This window comes from Sporosarcina luteola (genome assembly GCF_023715535.1).
GTDB lineage: Bacteria > Bacillota > Bacilli > Bacillales_A > Planococcaceae > Sporosarcina > Sporosarcina luteola_B.
The window spans coordinates 200,930-221,613 of record NZ_JAMBOI010000002.1 but is presented as its reverse complement, the minus strand read 5'-3'; the positions used below and the strand labels follow the sequence as shown (position 1 = coordinate 221,613).

At 43.2% G+C, this 20,684-nt stretch carries 22 protein-coding genes and 1 riboswitch; of the genes, 20 read left to right on the top strand and 2 right to left on the bottom strand.

Annotation, left to right across the window (positions count from 1 at the left end; all coding sequences use genetic code 11):
• The first annotated feature begins 7 nt into the window (after positions 1-7).
• The 3 genes from lysA to M3191_RS04575 all read left to right on the top strand — a co-directional run bounded on the left by lysA (position 8) and on the right by M3191_RS04575 (position 1,940).
• Entirely contained in the window at positions 8-1,336 is a 1,329-nt protein-coding gene (lysA, locus tag M3191_RS04585; protein ID WP_251698477.1) for a diaminopimelate decarboxylase, read from the top strand.
• Positions 1,333-1,440 (top strand): YdgA family protein, encoded by a 108-nt coding sequence (locus M3191_RS04580; protein WP_251698475.1) that lies wholly within the window; start codon positions 1,333-1,335, stop codon positions 1,438-1,440. The genes lysA and M3191_RS04580 overlap by 4 nt, the downstream gene beginning before the upstream one ends.
• 131 nt (positions 1,441-1,571) lie before the next feature.
• Complete coding sequence (locus M3191_RS04575; RefSeq protein WP_251699295.1) at positions 1,572-1,940, top strand: GNAT family N-acetyltransferase; 369 nt, start codon at positions 1,572-1,574, stop codon at positions 1,938-1,940.
• A gap of 14 nt (positions 1,941-1,954) precedes the next feature.
• Here the strand turns inward: M3191_RS04575 and M3191_RS04570 are convergent, their stop codons facing one another.
• On the bottom strand, positions 1,955-2,467 hold the full coding sequence (locus M3191_RS04570; RefSeq protein ID WP_353056505.1) for a DUF309 domain-containing protein: 513 nt from the start codon (positions 2,465-2,467) through the stop codon (positions 1,955-1,957).
• A 54-nt stretch (positions 2,468-2,521) separates the two neighbouring features.
• Between M3191_RS04570 and M3191_RS04565 the strand changes: the two genes are divergently transcribed.
• From M3191_RS04565 to M3191_RS04500, 14 genes are all read left to right on the top strand, one after another.
• Positions 2,522-3,286, top strand: a complete 765-nt coding sequence (locus tag M3191_RS04565) for a segregation/condensation protein A (protein WP_251698471.1) — start codon at positions 2,522-2,524, stop codon at positions 3,284-3,286.
• A complete protein-coding gene (gene scpB, locus M3191_RS04560; RefSeq protein WP_251698469.1) occupies positions 3,270-3,884 on the top strand; it encodes an SMC-Scp complex subunit ScpB in 615 nt (204 codons plus the stop codon). The genes M3191_RS04565 and scpB overlap by 17 nt, the downstream gene beginning before the upstream one ends.
• Positions 3,881-4,879, top strand: a complete 999-nt coding sequence (locus tag M3191_RS04555) for a D-alanyl-D-alanine carboxypeptidase family protein (RefSeq protein WP_251698467.1) — start codon at positions 3,881-3,883, stop codon at positions 4,877-4,879. Before scpB ends, M3191_RS04555 begins: the two co-directional genes overlap by 4 nt.
• A gap of 116 nt (positions 4,880-4,995) precedes the next feature.
• A complete protein-coding gene (locus tag M3191_RS04550) occupies positions 4,996-5,727 on the top strand; it encodes a pseudouridine synthase (RefSeq protein WP_251698465.1) in 732 nt (243 codons plus the stop codon).
• 109 nt (positions 5,728-5,836) lie between these two features.
• Positions 5,837-6,367, top strand: coding sequence for a thiol-disulfide oxidoreductase ResA (gene resA, locus M3191_RS04545; RefSeq protein WP_251698463.1), 531 nt, complete (start codon positions 5,837-5,839; stop codon positions 6,365-6,367).
• Between the two features lie 16 nt (positions 6,368-6,383).
• On the top strand, positions 6,384-8,036 hold the full coding sequence (gene resB / locus M3191_RS04540) for a cytochrome c biogenesis protein ResB (RefSeq protein WP_251698461.1): 1,653 nt from the start codon (positions 6,384-6,386) through the stop codon (positions 8,034-8,036).
• A gap of 2 nt (positions 8,037-8,038) precedes the next feature.
• Positions 8,039-9,223 carry a c-type cytochrome biogenesis protein CcsB gene (gene ccsB / locus M3191_RS04535; protein ID WP_251698459.1) on the top strand — a complete coding sequence of 395 codons (1,185 nt, stop codon included), beginning with the start codon at positions 8,039-8,041 and terminating at the stop codon, positions 9,221-9,223.
• A gap of 103 nt (positions 9,224-9,326) precedes the next feature.
• Complete coding sequence (locus M3191_RS04530) at positions 9,327-10,046, top strand: response regulator transcription factor (protein ID WP_251698457.1); 720 nt, start codon at positions 9,327-9,329, stop codon at positions 10,044-10,046.
• Positions 10,039-11,835, top strand: a complete 1,797-nt coding sequence (locus M3191_RS04525; RefSeq protein ID WP_251698455.1) for an ATP-binding protein — start codon at positions 10,039-10,041, stop codon at positions 11,833-11,835. Before M3191_RS04530 ends, M3191_RS04525 begins: the two co-directional genes overlap by 8 nt.
• 74 nt (positions 11,836-11,909) lie before the next feature.
• Positions 11,910-12,437, top strand: coding sequence for an RNA polymerase sigma factor SigX (sigX, locus tag M3191_RS04520; RefSeq protein ID WP_251698453.1), 528 nt, complete (start codon positions 11,910-11,912; stop codon positions 12,435-12,437).
• Entirely contained in the window at positions 12,438-13,628 is a 1,191-nt protein-coding gene (locus M3191_RS04515) for a hypothetical protein (RefSeq protein WP_251698451.1), read from the top strand.
• An 80-nt stretch (positions 13,629-13,708) separates the two neighbouring features.
• A riboswitch (FMN riboswitch) is annotated at positions 13,709-13,840 on the top strand.
• Between the two features lie 218 nt (positions 13,841-14,058).
• Positions 14,059-14,640, top strand: a complete 582-nt coding sequence (locus M3191_RS04510) for an ECF transporter S component (protein ID WP_251698449.1) — start codon at positions 14,059-14,061, stop codon at positions 14,638-14,640.
• A 152-nt stretch (positions 14,641-14,792) separates the two neighbouring features.
• Positions 14,793-15,860: a DUF4085 family protein gene (locus tag M3191_RS04505; protein ID WP_251698447.1), complete on the top strand. Its 1,068-nt coding sequence runs from the start codon at positions 14,793-14,795 to the stop codon at positions 15,858-15,860.
• A gap of 189 nt (positions 15,861-16,049) precedes the next feature.
• On the top strand, positions 16,050-16,616 hold the full coding sequence (locus tag M3191_RS04500; RefSeq protein WP_251698446.1) for a hypothetical protein: 567 nt from the start codon (positions 16,050-16,052) through the stop codon (positions 16,614-16,616).
• Positions 16,617-17,006: 390 nt separating this feature from the next.
• Here M3191_RS04500 and M3191_RS04495 read toward each other — a convergent pair whose 3' ends face one another.
• Entirely contained in the window at positions 17,007-17,267 is a 261-nt protein-coding gene (locus M3191_RS04495; RefSeq protein ID WP_251624204.1) for a ferredoxin, read from the bottom strand.
• 109 nt (positions 17,268-17,376) lie between these two features.
• Between M3191_RS04495 and M3191_RS04490 the strand changes: the two genes are divergently transcribed.
• The 3 genes from M3191_RS04490 to M3191_RS04480 all read left to right on the top strand — a co-directional run bounded on the left by M3191_RS04490 (position 17,377) and on the right by M3191_RS04480 (position 20,624).
• The gene (locus tag M3191_RS04490; RefSeq protein ID WP_251698444.1) at positions 17,377-18,411 is read left to right on the top strand and encodes a helix-turn-helix domain-containing protein; all 1,035 of its coding nucleotides are present in this window, start codon (positions 17,377-17,379) and stop codon (positions 18,409-18,411) included.
• Positions 18,412-19,848 (top strand): RecQ family ATP-dependent DNA helicase, encoded by a 1,437-nt coding sequence (locus tag M3191_RS04485; protein ID WP_251698442.1) that lies wholly within the window; start codon positions 18,412-18,414, stop codon positions 19,846-19,848.
• 80 nt (positions 19,849-19,928) lie between these two features.
• On the top strand, positions 19,929-20,624 hold the full coding sequence (locus tag M3191_RS04480; RefSeq protein WP_251698440.1) for a LysM peptidoglycan-binding domain-containing protein: 696 nt from the start codon (positions 19,929-19,931) through the stop codon (positions 20,622-20,624).
• The last annotated feature ends 60 nt before the right edge of the window (positions 20,625-20,684 follow it).

Genomic DNA, 20,684 nt, shown 5'->3' with positions numbered 1-20,684 from the left:
GATGAAAATGCATCTATATGGAACTCAATCGGTGAACAATCAGGGCCACTTGACGATAGGCGGAGTAGATACAGTAGATCTTGCGCATATATATGGCACACCTTTACTCGTATATGATATTGCTCTTTTCAAGGAACGTGCGATTGCCTTCCAGGAAACATTTGCGAAGGCTGGAATCGTTGCGCAAGTAGCATATGCAAGCAAAGCTTTTTCTTCCATAGCCATCTATGAACTTGCCAAGCAAATGGGGCTATCATTGGATGTTGTATCAGGAGGAGAGCTTTATACGGCGGCAGCTGCAGATTTCCCACGGGAAAAGATTCACTTTCACGGAAATAACAAAAGTTATACGGAATTGCAGTTCGCTTTTGATGAAAAAATCGGATGCATCGTAGTAGATAACTTCCTGGAGATTGAAATGCTTAAGGAGATTTCAGAATCTCGCAAGGAGAAGATGAATGTTCTGCTGCGTGTTACTCCAGGTGTTGATGCTTCAACCCATGACTATATTACAACTGGTCAAGAGGATTCGAAATTCGGCTTTGACCTGAAGAATGGCCAAGCGGATGATGCTTTCCTTAAGCTTTTTAATCATCCTTACATTACTGTGCTCGGATTGCATTGCCATATCGGTTCCCAAATTTTTGAAACCGAAGCATTCCGTTTTGCAGCGGAAGCATTGATGGTGAAAATGATTGAGTGGCGGGAGAAATTCAAATTCGTATGCACAGTGCTCAATTTAGGTGGAGGGTTCGGTATTAGGTATACGGTCGAGGATACACCTCTTCATCCTTCCGCCTATGTTGAGGAAATGGAAGATGTTGTGCTATCAATGTCGCGAAAAGCTAATTATCCACTACCGGAGATTTGGATTGAACCTGGCAGATCGCTCGTCGGTGACGCGGGCACGACACTGTACACGGCAGGCAGCAGCAAGGAAGTTCCAGGTGTAAGGACTTATGTTGCAGTTGATGGAGGCATGTCTGATAATATCCGTCCAGCTCTATACCAGGCGAAGTATACAGCTGCTACGGCGAACAGAATGTTGGATCCTCATTCCGACATAGTTACAATAGCAGGTAAATGCTGTGAATCAGGTGATAAATTAATTGAGGATGCGTATATTGCAGAACCTGTGGAAGGGGACATCATTGCTGTCTTCTGTACAGGGGCTTATACATACTCCATGGCGAGCAATTATAATCGACTTCCGAAGCCGGCAATTGTGTTTTGCGAAAACGGGCAGCATCAATTGGTAGTTCGCAGGGAAACATATGAAGATGTTATTAGGCTGGACATTCCTTTACAAAGGACAGAGAAGGAAATTACAACATGAAAAAGCGCAATATGATACTTTTCCTGTTCATAGTCATTGCTGCCATCATTTGGGGTGGCGTGTACTGGTACTTTATTGCCCCATTTGCCGGACCGAATAAATGAACTTTCTTGATCATTGAAAAAGCCTAAGGTATCATGTACGATTATCATAATCCGGCATAGGTCCTCTAAATCAGGAAGGACAGTCTTATTGCCGATGCCTGAGGATTTTTTGAAAAGAAGGGATTTCAATGATGCTTTTACGATACAAAAAGGCGTATGAGAAAATTGCCATGGGCCTGCTCTCTTATATGCCCGGTGATAAGTCTGTAAAAAAATTGCAGGAAACGATTCATCAGTACGAAAATGAGGAAAATTGGCAGTTGTTCCTTTTGAAGCAAGATGAAGATATCATTGGCCTCGTCGGAATCATCTTGGACGCAGATTCGTATACCGTAATGCACCTTTCTGTCAATCCGTCGTTCCGGGGTGAAGGGATCGGCAGCAAAATAATCACGAAGCTCGGAGACCTTTTTCCTGACTTGGAATGTAAGAGTAATGAGGAAACAGAATCGTTCTTGAGAAAATGCCGTCAAAAGGAAGAAACACACCTAGACGAATGAGGAAAAGGCGCAGATCAATGTGGTCTGCGCTTTTTCTTTTCGCGTTCCTCAAGAATATCGGAACGATCCCGAAGCATATGTTTATGAATGACAGCATCACTTCCAACAGGAAGAAGTTCCATCGACGAGGCAATTTCTTCAACTGACTGTTGAAGGGTTTCTGAGCTTAAAAGTATCAGAAGCGGGGAAAAAGGATCACCATTTTTCAATTTAGTGACAGACGTTGCCGTATCCTGTACAAGCCGTCCGTAATCGATATCTTCCGTATATCGAATGTCGAACTCCTGGAAGGCTAGCATTTTATTTTCCGCTTTTACAAGTGTGCGGTAAGCTCCCTCTACATTCCCCCTCCTCCAATGGTAGAGTCCTGTGGATAAAAGGATAAAGGCAGTAAGTGGATGATTTTTCGTATAATCCGGTACGGATTTCCAATACTCTTCAAGCACTTCATGACACTCGAAGTAGTCTTGATTCCTATTAAAATAAACAATAAAATTTAAGAACAGCGGATGATGATATGGATGCACACAACCATTCCTTTCTATATGATGAAGCAATAATGCGTAAAGGAGCAATTCCTATTGACTTACAAAGTGAAATTGGAGGCTTTTGAAGGGCCCCTAGATCTATTATTACATTTAATCAACCGACTTGAAATCGATATCTATGATATTCCGATGGCAGAGCTGACAAATCAGTACATAGAGCATCTTCACGCAATGCGAGTATTGGAACTTGACGAACTAAGCGAGTACTTAGTTCTGGCAGCCACATTAATTGAAATCAAAAGTAAAATGCTATTGCCAGTACATGAAGGAGAAGCATTGGATGAAGACTCGGAATTCGACTTCGAGGAAGATCCGAGGGATGAATTGGTCGCCCGTCTCATAGAATACAAAAAGTACAAAGAAGCCGCCAATTCCTTATTGGAATCAGCAGAAGATCGGGCGGATCACTTCACGAAACTGCCTGGGGACTTATCGGAATATGGTGAGGTGGCCGTAACGATTCCAGAAGAAAAAATGAATGTTTTCGACTTGATCGGCGCGTTCCGGAAAATGCTCGAGCGAAAGAAATTGCGTGCTCCGTTGACCGCCAATATTGTAAAAACAGAGCTTTCGGTAAGTGAAAAAATGGACAACATCATGATATCGCTTGAAAGGCTGGGCGGGAGTTGTGATTTCGAAAGTTTATTTGAAAGAGAAGACATAGAAGATTTAGTCGTGACATTCCTTTCATTATTGGAATTGATGAAACGGCTTGATATTATCGTAAGGCAAGAAAATAATTTTGGCAAAATGACAGTCATAGTAGGAGGGGAAGAGACTGATGGAAACAATCGATGAACGGCTCAAAGGAATGTTGGAAAGCTTTTTATTCATAGCTGGGGATGATGGGTTGACATTAAGTCAGATTGCCTCACTTCTTCAAATAGAGACGGATGCAGCGGCTGAAATCGCAGAAAGGCTGCGTGTAAATTATGAAGAACGTCCGGATTCGGGAATTACACTCAGGCTATACGGAGGGCATTACAGGCTAGTGACGAAAGCCGAGTTCGCTGATGATATTGTTAGGATGCTCGAAAATCCGACACGCAATTCAATTACACAAGCCTCAATGGAAGTGTTGGCAATCATTGCGTACAAGCAGCCTGTCACCCGTGTTGAAATTGATGATTTACGCGGTGTGAAATCGGACGGTCCGATTCAGACACTCGTTGCAAAAGGTTTCATTTTGGAAAAAGGGCGTATGGAAGGCACGGGAAGGCCAATACTTTATGGGACGACTGATTTATTTTTGGACAGATTCGGTTTGGAATCGATTGATATGCTTCCTCCATTAGTGGAGGGGGATGATGAGGAGTCATTCGGGGATACCGATCTATTCATGACGAAATTCCAAGAGGCATTTGAGATGACAGAAGAAGGAGGACACAGTGATTGAGGCAGGCAGTAGCCATTGTACTGTTTTTATCGGTCTTATTGACTGCATTCCCGAAAGAAGCGGCGTCGGGAAGTGCATGGGTTGTAATCGATGCGGAAACAGGACGTCTATTGAGCGGATCTAATGAAAATCTTCAATTGCCGATTGCAAGTCTGACGAAAGTTTGGACAGCCTTGACATTCATTGAAAGCGGTGCAGAGGAAGGTGAAATTGTCATATCACCGGCGGCTGCCTCTGCTGAGGGCTCGTCCATTTATTTGGAACAAGGCACGCGAATCGATGCCGATGCATTGTTATATGGACTTATGCTGCGGTCCGGAAATGATGCTGCATACGCACTCGCAGAGCATGCCGGCGGCTCGGTTGACGGATTTGTCGACTTGATGAATAGTAAAGCTGAATTATATGGCTTGGAACGTACGACATTCACGAACCCGTCAGGACTTCATGATGACCGGCACTTGTCAACTGCATACGAGACGGCATTAATGCTTTATTTCGCTATGAAGAATGATAAGTTCCATAAAATTGCTTCATCGGAAAACTTCGTCTATCGAAAAGGAGATGAGGTAAGAAGCTGGCGGAATAAGCACCGTTTAATTCATACAAATGAACATGTCATCGCTGGCAAGACCGGATTTACGAAAGCGGCGGGTAGGACTCTTGCAACTTACTTCGAAAAAGACGGCAAGAAACTGATTGTCGTCACATTGAATAATGGGGACGACTGGAATACACATGAGCAATTGGCCAATGAGACATTCAGGAAATTCGAAAACGTAACCGTAGCGAAGAAAGGCAAGTACCGAATTCTTCCAGGGTTGAATGGTGAATTGAAAAAGCCGATTGTCCTCTTATTGAATGAGGATGAATTGGAGAGAGTATCCCATGTTGTCTATATTCCGCGGAAGAATGATCGGAAAGTGAAAGGGACATGGGCTGTATCACTAGATAATGAATTGCTGGTTACCGCTGAAATTGAGATTCGGAAATGAACTTTCGCCATTTGAATATGAAGCAATTAGGGAAGACTGACTGCATATAGGTCGGTCTTCTTTCCATTTGCATAGAAATATGACATAATTTTTTGAGGTAGAAAGAAGGTGACGAGTTGGAAAGATTACAAAAAGTATTAGCACAAGCGGGAGTTGCATCCCGAAGAAAAGCGGAAACACTCATCGTTGAGGGGAAAGTGAAAGTGAACGGCAAGGTTGTTACTGAATTGGGCACTAAAGTGACACGCGCAGACCGCGTGGAAGTCGAAGGTGTGGAATTGGTCAAAGAGCAATTCGTTTATTATTTGCTATATAAACCTAGAGGCTATATTTCGACGGTCAGTGATGAAAAAGGGAGAAAGACGGTTCTCGACCTCCTTCCGATGGTGGAAGAAAGGATTTTCCCTGTAGGAAGATTGGACTTTGATACATCAGGAATTATCATCATGACGAACGATGGTGACTTTTCCTATCTGATGACACATCCGAAGTTTGGCATCCAAAAGAAATATGTTGCAAAAGTGAAAGGGATACCAGACCGGGATGCATTGAAAAGATTGGAACGCGGCATCGAACTAGAGGATGGCATGACAGCCCCTGCCCGGGTGAAAATGCAGTCATTCGATAAGAAGACAGGCTCTGCACTCGTTGAAATCACAATTCATGAAGGGCGCAACCGCCAAGTCCGCAGAATGTTCGACGCGATCGGTTGCCCGGTCCAAAAGCTGAGACGGGAGTCATTTGGGATGTTGACGACGCACGGTCTAAATGCCGGTGAAGCGCGTGAATTGACGACCCATGAAGTGAAGCAATTGCGGGTTCTTGCTGAAACTGGGAAGATCGGATAACGTTTAGAGCGTAATTGTTCACAAAGCTATCAAGACTTCGCCATTATTACGATAATTGTTTTGCTATACTTAATATCGGAATCTTATTACGTTAGGGGGCTACTATCAATTGTCCAAGGCGAATAAAAAGCAATCGCGCCTCATTTTCAGGGGTGTTGTTTTACTATTGCTTGCTTCAGCCATTTTGTTTTCCATTTTCTCAAAAGACAAAGTCAAAGTTCTGGCAGTAGGTGACAAAGCCCCGGATTTTGAACTTGTCGATCTTGATGGGAACAAGCATCGGTTATCCGACTATGCAGGAGAAGGTGTCTTCCTGAACTTTTGGGGAACGTGGTGTCCACCTTGCAAACGGGAAATGCCATACATTGAAAATCAATACCAAGCTTTCAAGGAAAAAGGTGTACATGTATTGTCGGTGAATATCGCGGAGTCCAACCTGAAAGTGGATACATTCCGTGACCAATATGAACTGACGTTTCCGATCGTCATCGATAAAAACAAGGATGTTAAGGAGCTATATAACATTTTACCGCTTCCAACGACATTGCTCATCGATAAAGACGGGCGGATCACGAAGATCATCACTGCGGAAATGACGGAGAAGGAAATCATTTCGTACATGGAAAGCATCCAACCTTGATAAGGAGTTCGTACACATGAGTAAAATCAAATGCCAATGCGGTCATGACAACCCATTTGGAACGGTGCTATGTGAAAAATGCGGCCGTCCGATGACCGAGGAAGCGAAAAACAGTGAAGTCGTCGATATGCGTTATGAAGGGTCTGCCCGCAGGTCTCAGACGTATAAACGGTCAATCATCGATAAAATCTGGAACTTCTTCTCCAGTGTGAAAATTGGCGTAAGCATTATCGTAGCGGTTCTTGCCACATCAGCGATCGGTACGCTTTTTCCACAAAAGTTTTATGTGCCGGTGAATCAGGATTCACCGTCGGAGTTATTAGCATATTATGAACGTCTGTATGGATTTGTAGGTACACTCTATTACAAATTAGGCTTCTATGATATGTATAATAGCTGGTGGTTCAAAATACTGATCGGCATGCTTGGAACTTCCATTATTATTGCGAGTGTCGACAGGGTGATTCCACTTTATAAATCATTGAAGAAGCAACGGACAAAGCGGCATCCGTCATTCATGAAACGGCAACGCATCTACGGTGTTGGCCATTCCGAAAATGCCGATGAGTCACTTGCGAAAGCGGAAGAGAAATTGAAGGAATTGAAATACAACGTAAAGACGGAAAATGGTGCGATTTTGGCCGAAAAGAACCGTTTTTCTCGTTGGGGTCCATATATCAATCATACAGGACTAATTATTTTCCTATTCGGTATCCTATTGCGCGGCATCCCCGGCTTCTATGTTGATCAGACGATGTGGATACGGGAAGGTGAACTGCGTTCAATCCCTGGCGCTCCGGGCTATTATTTGGAGAACAAGGATTTCAGCATGGAGCTGTATTCGAAGGAAGAGGCTGATGAAGTTTTCGGAACAGCAATCGATCGTGTTGGCACAATTGTGAAATCATATCAGACGGAAGTCTCGTTATACAAAACGAAAGAGGACAACCTACCAGGTTCGACTGATCTGGAACACATCAAAGACTATCCGATCATCGTCAATAAGCCTTTAAAATTTGATGGGTACAACATCTTCCAAATGGATTACCGTCAAGATGAACTAAAATCAATGACAATGGAGCTGATTGAAAAGGAAACAGAGAAGTCCTATGGCCAATTTACGATTGATCTTGACAATCCGGAAGGCGTCTACGAATTGAATGACGGAGCGCGTGTCGATTTAATCGGCTATTATGCGGATTACGACGGTGTTGAAAACGGGGAGCCGGTTTCAAAGTCGCCGATTCCGAACAACCCGGCTTTCATTTTTAATATGATCACTCCAGAGAATCCGAAAGGCGAAAAAAGCTTTGTCGCCATCAGGCAAACGCTTGAGACACAAGAAAATGTCAATAAAGTGAAGTTTGTCGGTGCGGAAACAAGAGATATTTCCGGATTGACGATCCGGAAGGATAAAACGTTGTATGTTCTTCTGTTTGGCGGACTCATCTTTATGATCGGCGTTATTCAAGGGGCTTATTGGAATCATAGAAGGATTTGGATCCAGAAAGGGGAAGGCGAAGAGCTATTGGTTGCCGCCCATACGAATAAAAACTGGTTCTCGTTGAAAAAGGAATTGAATGCCGTGAAAGATGTTGCCGGCCTGCCGAAATATGAAGACAGGCAGGACAATGAGTCGTCAACTGAGGAAGAGGAAGGAGAAAAATAATTATGGGATTAGCATCGTTAAGCGCGAATCTGCTTTTAGTCTCTTTCATTGCCTATTTGGTAGCCACTCTGTTTTTTGGCGGAGCAGTGAAAGGTGCTAAGTCAGAAGCATCCTATAGAAATCATAGATGGGGCAATGTAGGGATTACGATCACTATTATCGGCTTCATCACTCATCTCGGATATTTCATAACGAGATGGATAGCTTCAGGACATGCTCCTGTTAGTAATATGTTTGAATTTACAACTGCGTTTGGCATGATGCTTGTAGGGTCTTTCATTCTACTGTTTTTCTTGTATAGAACACCATCCCTTGGATTATTTGCATTGCCGATTGCAATCATTATTATCGGTTACGCAAGCATGTTCCCACGGGAAATTACGCCACTCATACCCGCGCTCCAAAGTTACTGGCTGACAATCCACGTCATAACTGCTGCGCTTGGTGAATCAATCCTCGCAATCAGTGCGGTGGCGGGACTTATTTACTTAGTGAAAAATATTGATATGACTAAGCCTTCGAGACAGCGATTTTGGATTGAAGCGGTCATGTTCACAGTTGTCCTTGTACTTGGTTTCGTCCTATCATCGACGACATTCAAGCTGACGGGGTATGAGGCGCATTTCACGTATATCGATAAAAACCAGGCACCAGCGAAAATCGAGTACAATTATCCGCCGTTATTCGGAATGCACGAATATGAAGCCCAGACTCCTGAAGCAATGACTCCTTGGGCCGAAATGCCGGCTATCGTCAATGCAAAAACATTGACGACGTTCGTTTGGTCAATCGCTACGGGAACTGTCCTTTATCTTCTGTTACGGCTTATATTCCGTAAACCGATTGCGGCTATATTCCAGCCTTTCGCGAAGAAAGCCAATTCACAGCTCATGGATGAAATCGGCTATCGTTCGGTTCTTATCGGCTTCCCGGTCTTCACACTAGGTGCTTTAATCTTTGCGATGATCTGGGCGCATGAAGCGTGGTCAAGATTTTGGGGCTGGGATCCGAAAGAAGTATGGGCCCTTATTACGTGGCTGTTTTACGCTGCCTTCCTCCATCTTCGACTGTCAAAAGGTTGGGAAGGGAAAAAATCAGCATGGCTTGCGGTTATCGGATTTGTCATCATCATGTTCAATCTGATTGCCGTCAATTTAATCATTGCCGGTTTGCATTCATACGCGTAAACCGATTGGACTGCACAGAGCCGAAAAGGAGCTGTGCAGTTTCTTTTTTTATGTACAGCTTGTACAATGAGAACAGAAGCGTTGTTGAAAGGGGACATTGACTATGGAAGAGAACGTTAGGTTATTAGTGGTGGACGACGAGGATCGGATTCGCCGTCTTCTCAATATGTATTTATCCCGCGAAGGCTTTGAAATCGATGAGGCAGTTGATGGTGCCGAGGCGATCGAAAAGGCGCTTGCTAATCAATATGACTGTATTTTACTCGATTTGATGATGCCTGAAAAAGACGGCCTCGAAGTGCTACAAGAACTTCGTGACGAAAAGAAAATGACACCTGTCATTCTTCTAACAGCGAAGGGAGAGGAATCCGATCGGGTAGTTGGATTTGAAACAGGCGCAGACGATTACATCGTCAAACCGTTCAGTCCACGTGAAGTTGTGCTTCGTGTGAAGGCCATTCTGAGAAGATCGGTTAATTTCCCGGATGCAGCGGCCACGAACAGTTCGAAAGATCTTGTAGTCTTCCCGCAATTGACAATCGATCATGACGCACACCGGGTGACAGCTGAAGGAAAAGAAGTGAACTTGACACCGAAGGAATACGAATTGCTTTATTTCCTTGCAAAATCGCCGGATAAGGTATTTGACCGTGAGCAATTATTGAAGGAAGTTTGGCATTACGAATTTTTCGGCGATCTGCGGACAGTCGATACACATGTGAAAAGACTGCGGGAGAAACTGAGCCGTGTTTCGGAAAGTGCTGCTAAAATGATTGTTACTGTTTGGGGCGTCGGATATAAATTCGAGGTTCCGAATGAATAGAATATGGCATTCAATCGTCGGGAAGCTATGGGCAACCATATTGCTTCTCGTTTCCTTTGTACTTTTTATCGTAACCGTATTTCTCCTTGAATTTCTTGATAATTTCCATACGACGCAAGCGGAGGATTCGCTCCGCAGAGAAGCGACGACAATCGGTAAAATAGTTCTTGATCACGAAAGCGAATCAGCCATGCAACTCATTATCCAGGATATATTGGATAATGAAACGAATGCGATGATCATCGATTCGGATAAAAAGGTCTATTATTCATTTCATCGGGGGCTGAATCAGGAAAAGATAGAGCAGAAAATCTTATCGGAGCCGAAGTTTTTCTCGAATATTAAGATTAATGAAAAGGTCGTGAAGGAACAGATTCTTCCTTCTCTTGCTGAAGAGAACGCCATGGAAAAGTTTTTGGTCCTCATGTATCCATATGCCGAAGTCGATGGCGCCATGCACTCCATCGTCATGTACCAAAGCCTTGACGCTATTCATCGCACAACAAAAAGAACGACGCATATCATATTCTTATCCGCCTTCATCGCTTTTGTCTTGACAACCATTTTCGCCTTCTTCCTATCCACGAAAATTACTTCGCCATTGCGGGGAATGAAGCAAGCGGCCTTTGAATTGTCGAAAGGGAATTTTGAAACGCGTCTTCCCGTCATGCAAAATGATGAAATCGGTCAACTTGCGACAGCTTTCAATCAGATGGGCAGACAGCTGAAATACCAGATGGAATTGATCAAGCAGGATAAGGAGCAGTTATCAAGCATTCTCACATCGATGACGGATGCGGTCATCACATTCAATCGGGATTATTCGATTCTACTAAGCAATCCCCAAGCTGAGCGATTATTGCAGAAGTGGTATTTTGCTAATGGTGCGGATGACAAAGTGTTGCCGAAAGAAATCTTTCATATGCTTGAACACGTCATAACGTTTGCGGAGGAAGTGGAGGATGAGCTTGAAATCGGAGGCCAGTTTTATGGCATTTCCATCAGCCCGCTTTACAGTGAAAACAGCATCCGCGGCGCAGTAGCCGTGTTGCGTGACATGACTGAACAGCATAAGCTTGAAAAACTCAGATCCGATTTCATAGCCAATGTATCACATGAGCTAAGGACGCCCATTTCCTTACTGCAAGGTTATAGTGAGGCGATTCTCGATGATGTAATGTCAAGTGATGAGGAACGCAATGAAATGGTCCAGATTATTCATGATGAATCGAAACGAATGAGCCGTCTCGTTACAGATCTGCTTGACCTGGCGCGTATGGAGTCTGGGCATATGAGGTTATACAAATTGAATTTCCCATTAGTTCCTTTTTTAGATAGAGTTCAAAACAAATTCATGCAAATTGCGCGGGATTCGAATGTTGCACTCACGTTGGACGTTGACGATAAAGAGATTATTCTATTTGCAGATGACGACCGTCTCGAGCAAGTATTTACAAATTTGATCGATAATGCAATTCGTCATACGCCGGATGGAGGGAATGTGACGGTCGGTGTCGAAAAGAAAGGAGATATGGTCGAAATCTCCGTCTCCGATACGGGGAGCGGCATACCGCAAGAGGACCTGCCTTTCATTTTCGAACGTTTTTACAAAGCTGATAAGGCGAGGACGAGAGGGAAAGGCGGCACTGGACTCGGGCTTGCAATCGCGAAGAATATCATCGATTCCCACGGAGGCAGGATCACCGCAGAACTTGGCGAAACGTCCGGGACGATCTTCAAATGCGTATTGCCTGCCGGACCTGCAGAATTCAACGAAGAAGAGCTGTAAAAATGCATTAAAAAAATTGTGGGCTGAAACTTTTCATCTTGAATTACGACTAATGTAATGAACGGGGGGATTTCGTGGATGACTCCGTTTTCCACAGGCTATACGAGCAATATCATCAAGACGTGTTCAATTTCCTCATCTATTTGACGAGAGATCGACATTCGTCCGAGGATCTTATGCATGAAGTGTACGTCAGAGTGTTGAAAGCGTATGCGGGTTTTGAAGGAAAGAGCTCTGAAAAGACCTGGCTCTTCTCCATCGCGAAAAATGTTGCGATCGATCACTTCAGGAAGAAGAATGTGCGTCAAAAACATAACTTTGATAAATTTGACTGGGAGCAGAGTGAATTGCCCTCGACAGGAAGCACTCCAGAAGAAATTGCATCGTTGAATGAAGAGATGAGACAGTTGCTGCGGGTTTTAGATACATGCACCGGCGACCAAAAGATGGTGATCATCTTGCGGTACTTTCAAGAGCTCTCCATAGCGGAAACCGCCGACACCCTCGGCTGGACGGAAGGAAAGGTGAAGACCACCCAACACCGTGCAATCAAATCATTGCAAAAGAAATTGAATGCTCTTTCGGCAGAGGAGGGAAAATGAATGACAAATAATCAATGGGATGACGATAAGCTGGAAAGCCTTCTTCATTCAATGCCGAAAATTGAAGATAACCGTTCGAAGGAACTAGTTTTAGAGCGTCTTAAACTGGATCAACGTTTGACAAAACCACGCCGGATGAAACCGAGGAAATGGATGCATATTATTGTGGCGGCGGCTGCGCTGCTCCTTCTTAGTTTGCTTGTCCCTTCGATGCTCAAAAACAATGAAGGGGCGATCGAGGACGCAGAGACTATTTCCTTTGACATGAAACGGTCAATTGAAACTGAAAATGGGGCAGCTGAGGAATCAGCAGATACATTTAGCGTGTCCGAAGCGAAGGAATCGGCAGCGATGGAGTTTCCGACTGTTGAAAGCCACGTAGTGCTTACTGATGATTTTGAGGATGTACGAACTTTCCAAATGGGTTTGGTGGAATCGGCAAATGTCGTTCCAATCACATTTTTAATTCCTGAATCACGGATCCAATCGGATTTTCCGGAAGGGGATCCGACAACTGTTGAACTATACAATAAATATGCAGTTGAATTTCCGGAAGAGGAACTAGGTTTCGATGATTATCATCCATTTGAAGGCAAGATATACGAGGAAAATGACATTCTTCACCACCAGATTCTGTCCGACCATACGTATGACTTATCGTCCGCTACGAATGAAGTTTATTTTAAAACGATGCGTGAAACCTTTTATGAATTTGACTACTTGCAGATTGTAAATGAAAGCGGAAATCCGACATCCTTTGGAAGTATTGGAAAAAGCGATCTGCAGCCATTGAAACAACCTTTTCCTTTTTATCGCTATACGATGCCTTCCGGCAAAGTTTATTTAGCTCCTTATAATCCTCTGAATGATACGGATACAGTGGTTGAAGGGCTTCTTGAGATGAAAGTAGTGAACGGGAATGTTGTTAAGACTTTAATTCCGCGCAATGTGGAATATGAAGTTCGGGAAGAAGATAATATTGCTATCATTACGTTCAAAGAGCAATTGGATATCACTGCATTTGAGCAAAATGCAGTAAATCAAATGATTGAAGGATTCATGTTGACTGCTAAAGGTTATGACAAACAAGTTCGGCTTGAAAACGTAGTTCAAGAGAGCTTTGGCAAGTATAATCTAACGAAAGCCTTACCGATGCCGGTTGGCAGCAATCCAACATGGTTCACTCCATAATCATAGAAGAAACGTCTTGTAAACAGTAGAGTTTACAAGACGCTTTTTTTTCGGTACAATAGATTTGTAACATAATATTGATTCATCTTCGGGGCAGGGTGTAATTCCCGACCGGCGGTAATGGAAGTTCCAACTCCTAGCCCGCGAGCCTAACAGCTGATACCGGTGTGATTCCGGAGCCGACAGTATAGTCTGGATGGGAGAAGGTGAAGGTGCAGCCGTCTTTTTGTGTTGTCCACAAAAAGGGTGCTTATTTAAGTATGGGAACGTGCAAAGGGAAACTGCCTTTTTACACACACCCTTATTTGATGATGCCTTTTAAACTCTCCCTAAAGCTTAATTGCTTTAGGGATTTTATTTTGGACAATTACTAAATAGCGGTCAGACCTTTCCTCTTTTGAAGTGAATCGCAAAAGGAGAGAGGGTTAACATGAACAACAAGAAATTGCGAAGGATGATTCTCATTGCAATACTGGGAAGCATTTCAACAGTATTGATGCAGTTGAATTTCCCACTGCCTGCATTGCCTGCATTCCTGAAAATTGATTTTAGTGAAATTCCGGCCGTACTTGCAATTATGACAATGGGACCGGTCGCAGGAATCGCCGTGGAACTGCTTAAAAACGTATTGCATTGGTTTTTATCAGGCAGCCCGACAGGTGTTCCAGTAGGGGAGATTGCGAACTTTGCAACAGGAGTCCTATTCATTATGCCGATCTATTTAATCTTTAAGAAAATCCGATCGACAAAAGGCCTGACTGCTGGATTGGTTGCCGGCACGATTTCTATGGCTGTCGGAATGAGCGCATTGAATTATTTCGTATTCCTGCCGATGTATGTATACTTCATGAATATGCCAGCCTACACAGGCGATGCCATGTTCAACGTGATTGTACTAGGGATTCTACCATTCAACTTGATAAAAGGCATCATGCTGATGGTCATTTCGTTGTTACTGTATAAGAGCATGAGCAAATGGATTGACCAACAAAACCGTCAGTTGACGATGTAATAGATATAAACTATGCGAGTATGTGAACAGCTTAATGTTCGCATGCTCGTTTTTTATTCCAACCAACCAATTCACTTGAAACTACTAATATTAATAATAATAAGGTGTTATACTTGTTGTGCAAATTTGAATAGTATTAAGGGGATGAAAAGATGTTTTTCTTAACACGTGAACGACAGGAAGTGCTCGACGCAGCAAATACATATCCCTTTGGAGAAGAGTTCGATGATGAATTCGAAGAACATTTATATAAACATTTAGCCCAGTATATAGATGTCGTGCCACAAGAATTTCAATCTGAAATTACTGAACGAACATTATTTCGAAATGACATGTTAATGGATGAATTTGAAGAATGGTGCAATGTGACAATTGAGCAGTTCACAACTAAGCGTAATGCTATTTATGAAAAGCATGAATCAATTGTTAAACGCCTAGACCCATCTGCACAAACCGTTTTTTCGCAATCATTTCATGACGGTGCAATTTTAAATGCTGAGCATCAAGGAAATGAATTTACGCTTTTATTAGATATGAGAGGTGGGTTTACTGTCGAGTCCATTGTGCAATTAGTTTTTCACAATGCACAAATAGAGGGCAAGCTTGAGGGTTATTACGTGTCTGACGAGCTTATAGAAATCAAAGAAGGTTTTGCATTACGCGTTTTATCTAGTTTTGGTAGCCCATATAGGGAATGGACGATTTTTTTCAAAGAAGTCACAGCGAGTTGCTTGTATCGCCCTGCAGTGTATATTGAACCGGGAGAGATCGCTACGTGGGATGAGTACGTTTCTGCGCTCAATCCGGATGACAAATACTATATTGTAAAAGACATGCGCTTTGTTGAGATTGATTTGGCTAGTCCTTCGCAAACCGAGAATGGTATTTCCGCCGGTGGGATATCACTTGGTGATAATTTTGAGGAGGCGAGAGAGAGGATATATTGCGCTACTTATGAAGATCCATACGCTCATTTTAGTGAGCCGATTCCGACTGATGAGTTGATGTCTGCTATGTTTGATACAGACCCTACAATACGAGTACGAGCCTTCAATACAATTTTTGCACTGGGGGAGGATGTATCATATATCGTTAATGCTGCGCTACGTAAAGCCGATGTAAACGAAGAGGAAGATATGTACTTTGGAATTCTAGCAAGCCAATTCGATCAACTTGGTTGTTTAGAGGATGACGTTAAACAAAAATGGATTGGTGAATAAGACTGGTCAGCTGGTGCTGAATGAACGCCGTCGGGCTCTTTTAATGAGACCAACGGGGCGCAACGAAGGGGGCTAGTCCAACAAGCGGTGTTATTAAAAAGGAGGGAGTACAAACCTATCTCTCATTGTTGAAATAGTTGAAACTCTTTGTAATAAAGTACGTATATAAAGGTGAGAGGAGGGATTGTTGTGGTGAATAAGAAGAGAAAAACCATCAATTTATTGTTTCTAAGTTTGGTGTTACTACTTTCTGGAGTATTACTGGGTGCCTGTTCAAAAGCTGATGCAGAAGACTCGAATGTAGACGTAATCGAAAGTGTCCTTAAACTCCAATTCAATGGTCCAGATGAGACATTGATGAAGTTGCTACAAGACCCTAAATATAAGACTGTCGTGGATGGTATAGAAGTAAATGAGGAATTTGATAAGTATGTGGCAGAAGTATACGGACCTTATTTTACAGAGTTCTACCTCGGTACATTTCTTAGGATGTACGGAATACATTACCCGTCTAGTGCTCACATGTCAGGTCATAAATTAAACTTGAAAAATGTCGTCATTCAGAAGTCAGAGAATGCCTCAAACCGTTACACATTCACAGCGACAGTGAGCTATGCAAGAGACGGAGAAAATGAAAAAACGGCTAATGTGTCAGGTGTGGTTCTCATCTCCACTAAAGAAGAAGGGAAAATCGGTAAGTTTGAATATAGAGATGACAATGGGCTCTATAAAGAATTAAGTGTAAGTGAACGATAATCTTAATATAATCGGGTGTAATTCATAAAAATCAGCACCTAATGTGTAGAGATTGGTTCTATTCACCAATCATCCGAACCAGTTAATATTTAATAGGTTCGTTTTTTAAAAAAGTTGCTGTTCCTAACCTTGCAATTTTGTTGGTATGCATGATTTATCTAGTCAAAAGAAATTTATAGTTTTGTCTAATGTGGATACACCAAGGATTGTAGCGGAAGGCGGCGACTCCTGCGGGAATAGCATGAGCTGAAGACCCCGCAACGAAGCGAAGCGAAGTGAGGAGGCTGAAGCCATGCCCGCGGAAAGCGACCGCCTGTAGCGGAAATCTGTGTTTAAAAAACCAAGAGGCTATCCGGATTTTATTCCGGGCAGCCTCCTAGATTGTGCGACTCAGTCCTCATATTTTAACGGATCGCCGTCGAACGGTGCATCAGCGACTTTGATCGAATCCGTCGGACAACCGTCAAACGCGTCTTCCATATCTTCCATTAGTTCTTCTGGAACTTCTGTAACGCCCGTGTTATCATCAAGAATAACGTAGGCAATCCCCTCATCGTCATAATCATAGATGTCAGGTGCAGCAGCGCCGCAAGCACCACATGCAATACATGTATCCTGGTCAACGATGGTGTATTTTTTGCTAGTAGACATTGACGTTCTCTCCTCTTTTCTCCGCACTATCTATTTAGTTCCCTTACCATTCTAAAGCTGTTTTCATTTGTTTTCAACAATAAAACATTAATTTTAAGGGGGGCCAACCATGAATTTGTCTTCCATTCTTCTATTTGTCATAAGTAAAATGAATGGGCAACGGACTTTGAATGCCGGACTCCATCTATTACGCGGAAAAAAATCAGGCCAAACATTGACAGACGTGGAATATTTTAATGTCAAGCCTTTCTTCGCCATTCTTCCGAAATTGGAAGAAACGACTTACACAAAAGCAATTGACAAATTACTCGACTCGGGATTAATTATCCAAAACGAGAAATTCATCAAACTGACTGTAGAAGGGAATAAAAGAGTTAAAGATTTGCCCGATTTTCATTTCAGAGGATGGGACTATCGAGGACGTGAAATGATTTTCTTTGGCAGAATTGCTCTACTTGTCCAAACCTTATCCTACGTGCGGAAAGGGGAATTCTCATTCAATCCGATTCAAAAGGATCGGGATATCCAGATTTTCGTTAAAATGCTTCTTGAACGCCAACCAATTACCGATCCCGGATTTGCCAAGAAAATAGGCGAAGAGTTGAAAATGGCACTTTTGAAAAGTGGAATGAGCGATATCCAAAAATACATATTCGCTTGCCGGTTAACCGGTAGTACCGAAACGGCGAAGACATGGGATCAATTGAGTTCTGAATTGGAGATGGGCACTGATGCCTTACGTCTGCAGTTCATTGAAAGCCTCCATAGACTTTTGCCAATCGTAGAAGATTCGGCTGAATTTCCTTTTCTAAACAAAATGGCTTTCGGCATAAAAGTGCATTCCTACCTGACTGATTCGGCGATGCATACGAAAAGGCTTTTTGACCAAGGACATTCAATGGCGAGCATCGCTACGATTCGAAAATTGAAGATGAGTACAATCGAGGACCATATCATTGAGATGGCGATGAATGATAAACGATTCCCGGTTACTCATTTCGTTTCGGAAGAACTCATCCATGCTGTCGTTTCAAAATCGCAAGAGTTGGGAACGAAGCGCCTTAAGTTATTGAAAGATGAGTTTGACACATTATCCTATTTTGAGCTGAGGCTTATCCTGACTGCTTATAAGGAAGTGGATTAGATGGACTTGAAAAGAATTTTGCTGGATCGATTCGGATATGAGAACTTCCGGCCTGGACAAGAGGAAGTGATTCGTCATGTATTGGACAAGCGGGATACGATTGCCATTTTACCGACCGGAATGGGTAAGTCGCTTTGCTATCAGCTGCCAGGTTCTATGATGGAAGGATCCGTCATAATCATTTCCCCGCTCGTTTCCTTAATGGAAGACCAAGCGATGCGAATGCGGCAGAGCGGTGAAAAGAGGGTTATCGCGTTGAATTCCTTTTTGCCATATAGCGAGCGCCAGAGAATTCTTGGGCAGCTTCAAAATTACAAATTCATCTTCATTTCTCCGGAGATGCTGTCACAGGAGGCATTTGGCCGTCAATTGAACCGGATGCGGATTTCGCTCGTTGTCATAGATGAAGCTCACTGCATTTCCCAATGGGGATTTGATTTCCGCCCGGATTATTTACGGATCGGTGATTTCCTGAAACTGAAAGGGCGTCCTCCTTTATTGGCGTTAACTGCTACGGCGGATGAGAAAGTGTTGAACGATATCCAGCAATATCTGCAAATGGAAAAACCGATTGTGCAACGGCATTCATTGGATCGGCCGAATATCTCCTATTCGATCGTGGAAGTGAACTCGCCGCTTGAAAAAACAGCTTGGATCAAGAACCGGATCGCTCAAACGGTCGGTCCGGGGATCATCTATGCAGCATCAAGAAAACGGGCGGACGAATTGGCGATCGAACTTCAACTGGAAGGGGTCGCTGTACAATCGTATCATGCAGGAAAGGAGCAGGATGACCGCTCCATCATCCAGGAACAGTTCCTGAATGGCGACCTAGAATGGATTTGTGCAACAAATGCATTTGGAATGGGAGTTCATAAAGACGATATTCGGCAAGTGATACATGACCACCTCCCCCCGGCGGTAGCTGCGTATATACAAGAAGTCGGAAGGGCGGGCAGGGACGGACATCCCGCTGCTGCGTCGTTGCTGTATATGCCGACTGATGAGCAGACGACAAGTTACATCATTCAATCGGATTTGCCGCGTGAAGAGGAGATTCGCTATTACCATAGAATGCTAACAGAAGGGCATTCTCCAGGATCGGCTTCAGAGCTTGCTAGCTTGACTGAGACGGGCAAACGGGTACTTGATTATTATATGGAGCATTATCCGCTTGAAGAAATCCTGCTACGTTTACATGGACTTTCCAATGAAAAGAACGAACAGCTGCGGCAGATGGTCCAACTTGTCATAGGCGGAGCGTGCATTCGACAACGTGCATTGTCGTATTTTGGAGAAGCGGGTAGAAACAAGCCCGTTGAATGCTGTTCAATCTGTGGTCTGGACCACGTAAATTGGCTTTATGACAAATCGATTACGAAGAGTGCCGAAGAAAAAGTCAGTTGGGATGAAAGGATTACCAATCTACTTGGGTAACAGTTCTGATGTCCGTTTACTTTTACGACAATATTCGTCATAATATAAAGAAGAGCAGCACTGAATAGGAGAATATGTCGATGAAAAATAATGATTACAAAGTTGAATTCGAAGAACACCGCAGAGAGATCGGTATTGAACGAACTGATGATGTAGTCCTGCCATCGCGTGCAGAACGTCATGCGCGACGACGTAAACGGAAGAAAACGTCACGCTATACGACAATCAATTTAATCCTGGGCATTTTTACATTCATTCCGATCTTAATATTTGTCTATGTCATTTATAATTTCTACTTTGGGTCAGATAGTGGATCGGCTAAGGTCGATAATTTACAAACACCTGTTGAGTACGGAACGAATGCATCACCTGGAAAAGGTGATGGCCTTGGATCGGTTGTCATTGATTCCGACAAGGAAAAAAAGAATGAAGAACAATCGAGTGGGGATGCTGACAAGGGAACTTCATCAGTTCCGGAGAAAGATTCTAAAAAACCGCCTGTAAAAGTCAATGCTCCGGCAGTTGAGAAGGAAACTCCTAAGCAGCCAGAAACGCCTAAGCAGCCAGAAACTCCGAAAGTGGAGGAAAAACCGAAGACTGAAAAGAAGCCCGAGGAAAACACGAAAGCTAGGACTCATATTGTCGCGGCTAATGAAACACTTTATCGGATTTCGATGAATTATTACGGATCTGACACCGGAATCAATAAAATCAAAAAAGCAAATGGCCTCTCATCAAATGATATTATGGTGGGGCAAAAGCTGATAATTCCCTGATGGACACTAAAGAAATGGAAGACAAGGCAAAGTCAGCTCTTTGCCTTTTTCTTTTTATGG

What these genes read in the sequence shown, in the direction of transcription:
- lysA (WP_251698477.1), top strand. Translation starts at nt 8, where the DNA reads ATGCATCTATATGGAACTCAATCGGTGAACAATCAGGGCCACTTGACG.
- M3191_RS04580 (WP_251698475.1), top strand. Translation starts at nt 1,333, where the DNA reads ATGAAAAAGCGCAATATGATACTTTTCCTGTTCATAGTCATTGCTGCC.
- M3191_RS04575 (WP_251699295.1), top strand. Translation starts at nt 1,572, where the DNA reads ATGCTTTTACGATACAAAAAGGCGTATGAGAAAATTGCCATGGGCCTG.
- scpB (WP_251698469.1), top strand. Translation starts at nt 3,270, where the DNA reads ATGGAAACAATCGATGAACGGCTCAAAGGAATGTTGGAAAGCTTTTTA.
- resB (WP_251698461.1), top strand. Translation starts at nt 6,384, where the DNA reads ATGAGTAAAATCAAATGCCAATGCGGTCATGACAACCCATTTGGAACG.
- ccsB (WP_251698459.1), top strand. Translation starts at nt 8,039, where the DNA reads ATGGGATTAGCATCGTTAAGCGCGAATCTGCTTTTAGTCTCTTTCATT.
- M3191_RS04530 (WP_251698457.1), top strand. Translation starts at nt 9,327, where the DNA reads ATGGAAGAGAACGTTAGGTTATTAGTGGTGGACGACGAGGATCGGATT.
- M3191_RS04525 (WP_251698455.1), top strand. Translation starts at nt 10,039, where the DNA reads ATGAATAGAATATGGCATTCAATCGTCGGGAAGCTATGGGCAACCATA.
- M3191_RS04515 (WP_251698451.1), top strand. Translation starts at nt 12,438, where the DNA reads ATGACAAATAATCAATGGGATGACGATAAGCTGGAAAGCCTTCTTCAT.
- M3191_RS04510 (WP_251698449.1), top strand. Translation starts at nt 14,059, where the DNA reads ATGAACAACAAGAAATTGCGAAGGATGATTCTCATTGCAATACTGGGA.
- M3191_RS04505 (WP_251698447.1), top strand. Translation starts at nt 14,793, where the DNA reads ATGTTTTTCTTAACACGTGAACGACAGGAAGTGCTCGACGCAGCAAAT.
- M3191_RS04495 (WP_251624204.1), bottom strand. Translation starts at nt 17,267, where the DNA reads ATGTCTACTAGCAAAAAATACACCATCGTTGACCAGGATACATGTATT.
- M3191_RS04490 (WP_251698444.1), top strand. Translation starts at nt 17,377, where the DNA reads ATGAATTTGTCTTCCATTCTTCTATTTGTCATAAGTAAAATGAATGGG.
- M3191_RS04485 (WP_251698442.1), top strand. Translation starts at nt 18,412, where the DNA reads ATGGACTTGAAAAGAATTTTGCTGGATCGATTCGGATATGAGAACTTC.
- M3191_RS04480 (WP_251698440.1), top strand. Translation starts at nt 19,929, where the DNA reads ATGAAAAATAATGATTACAAAGTTGAATTCGAAGAACACCGCAGAGAG.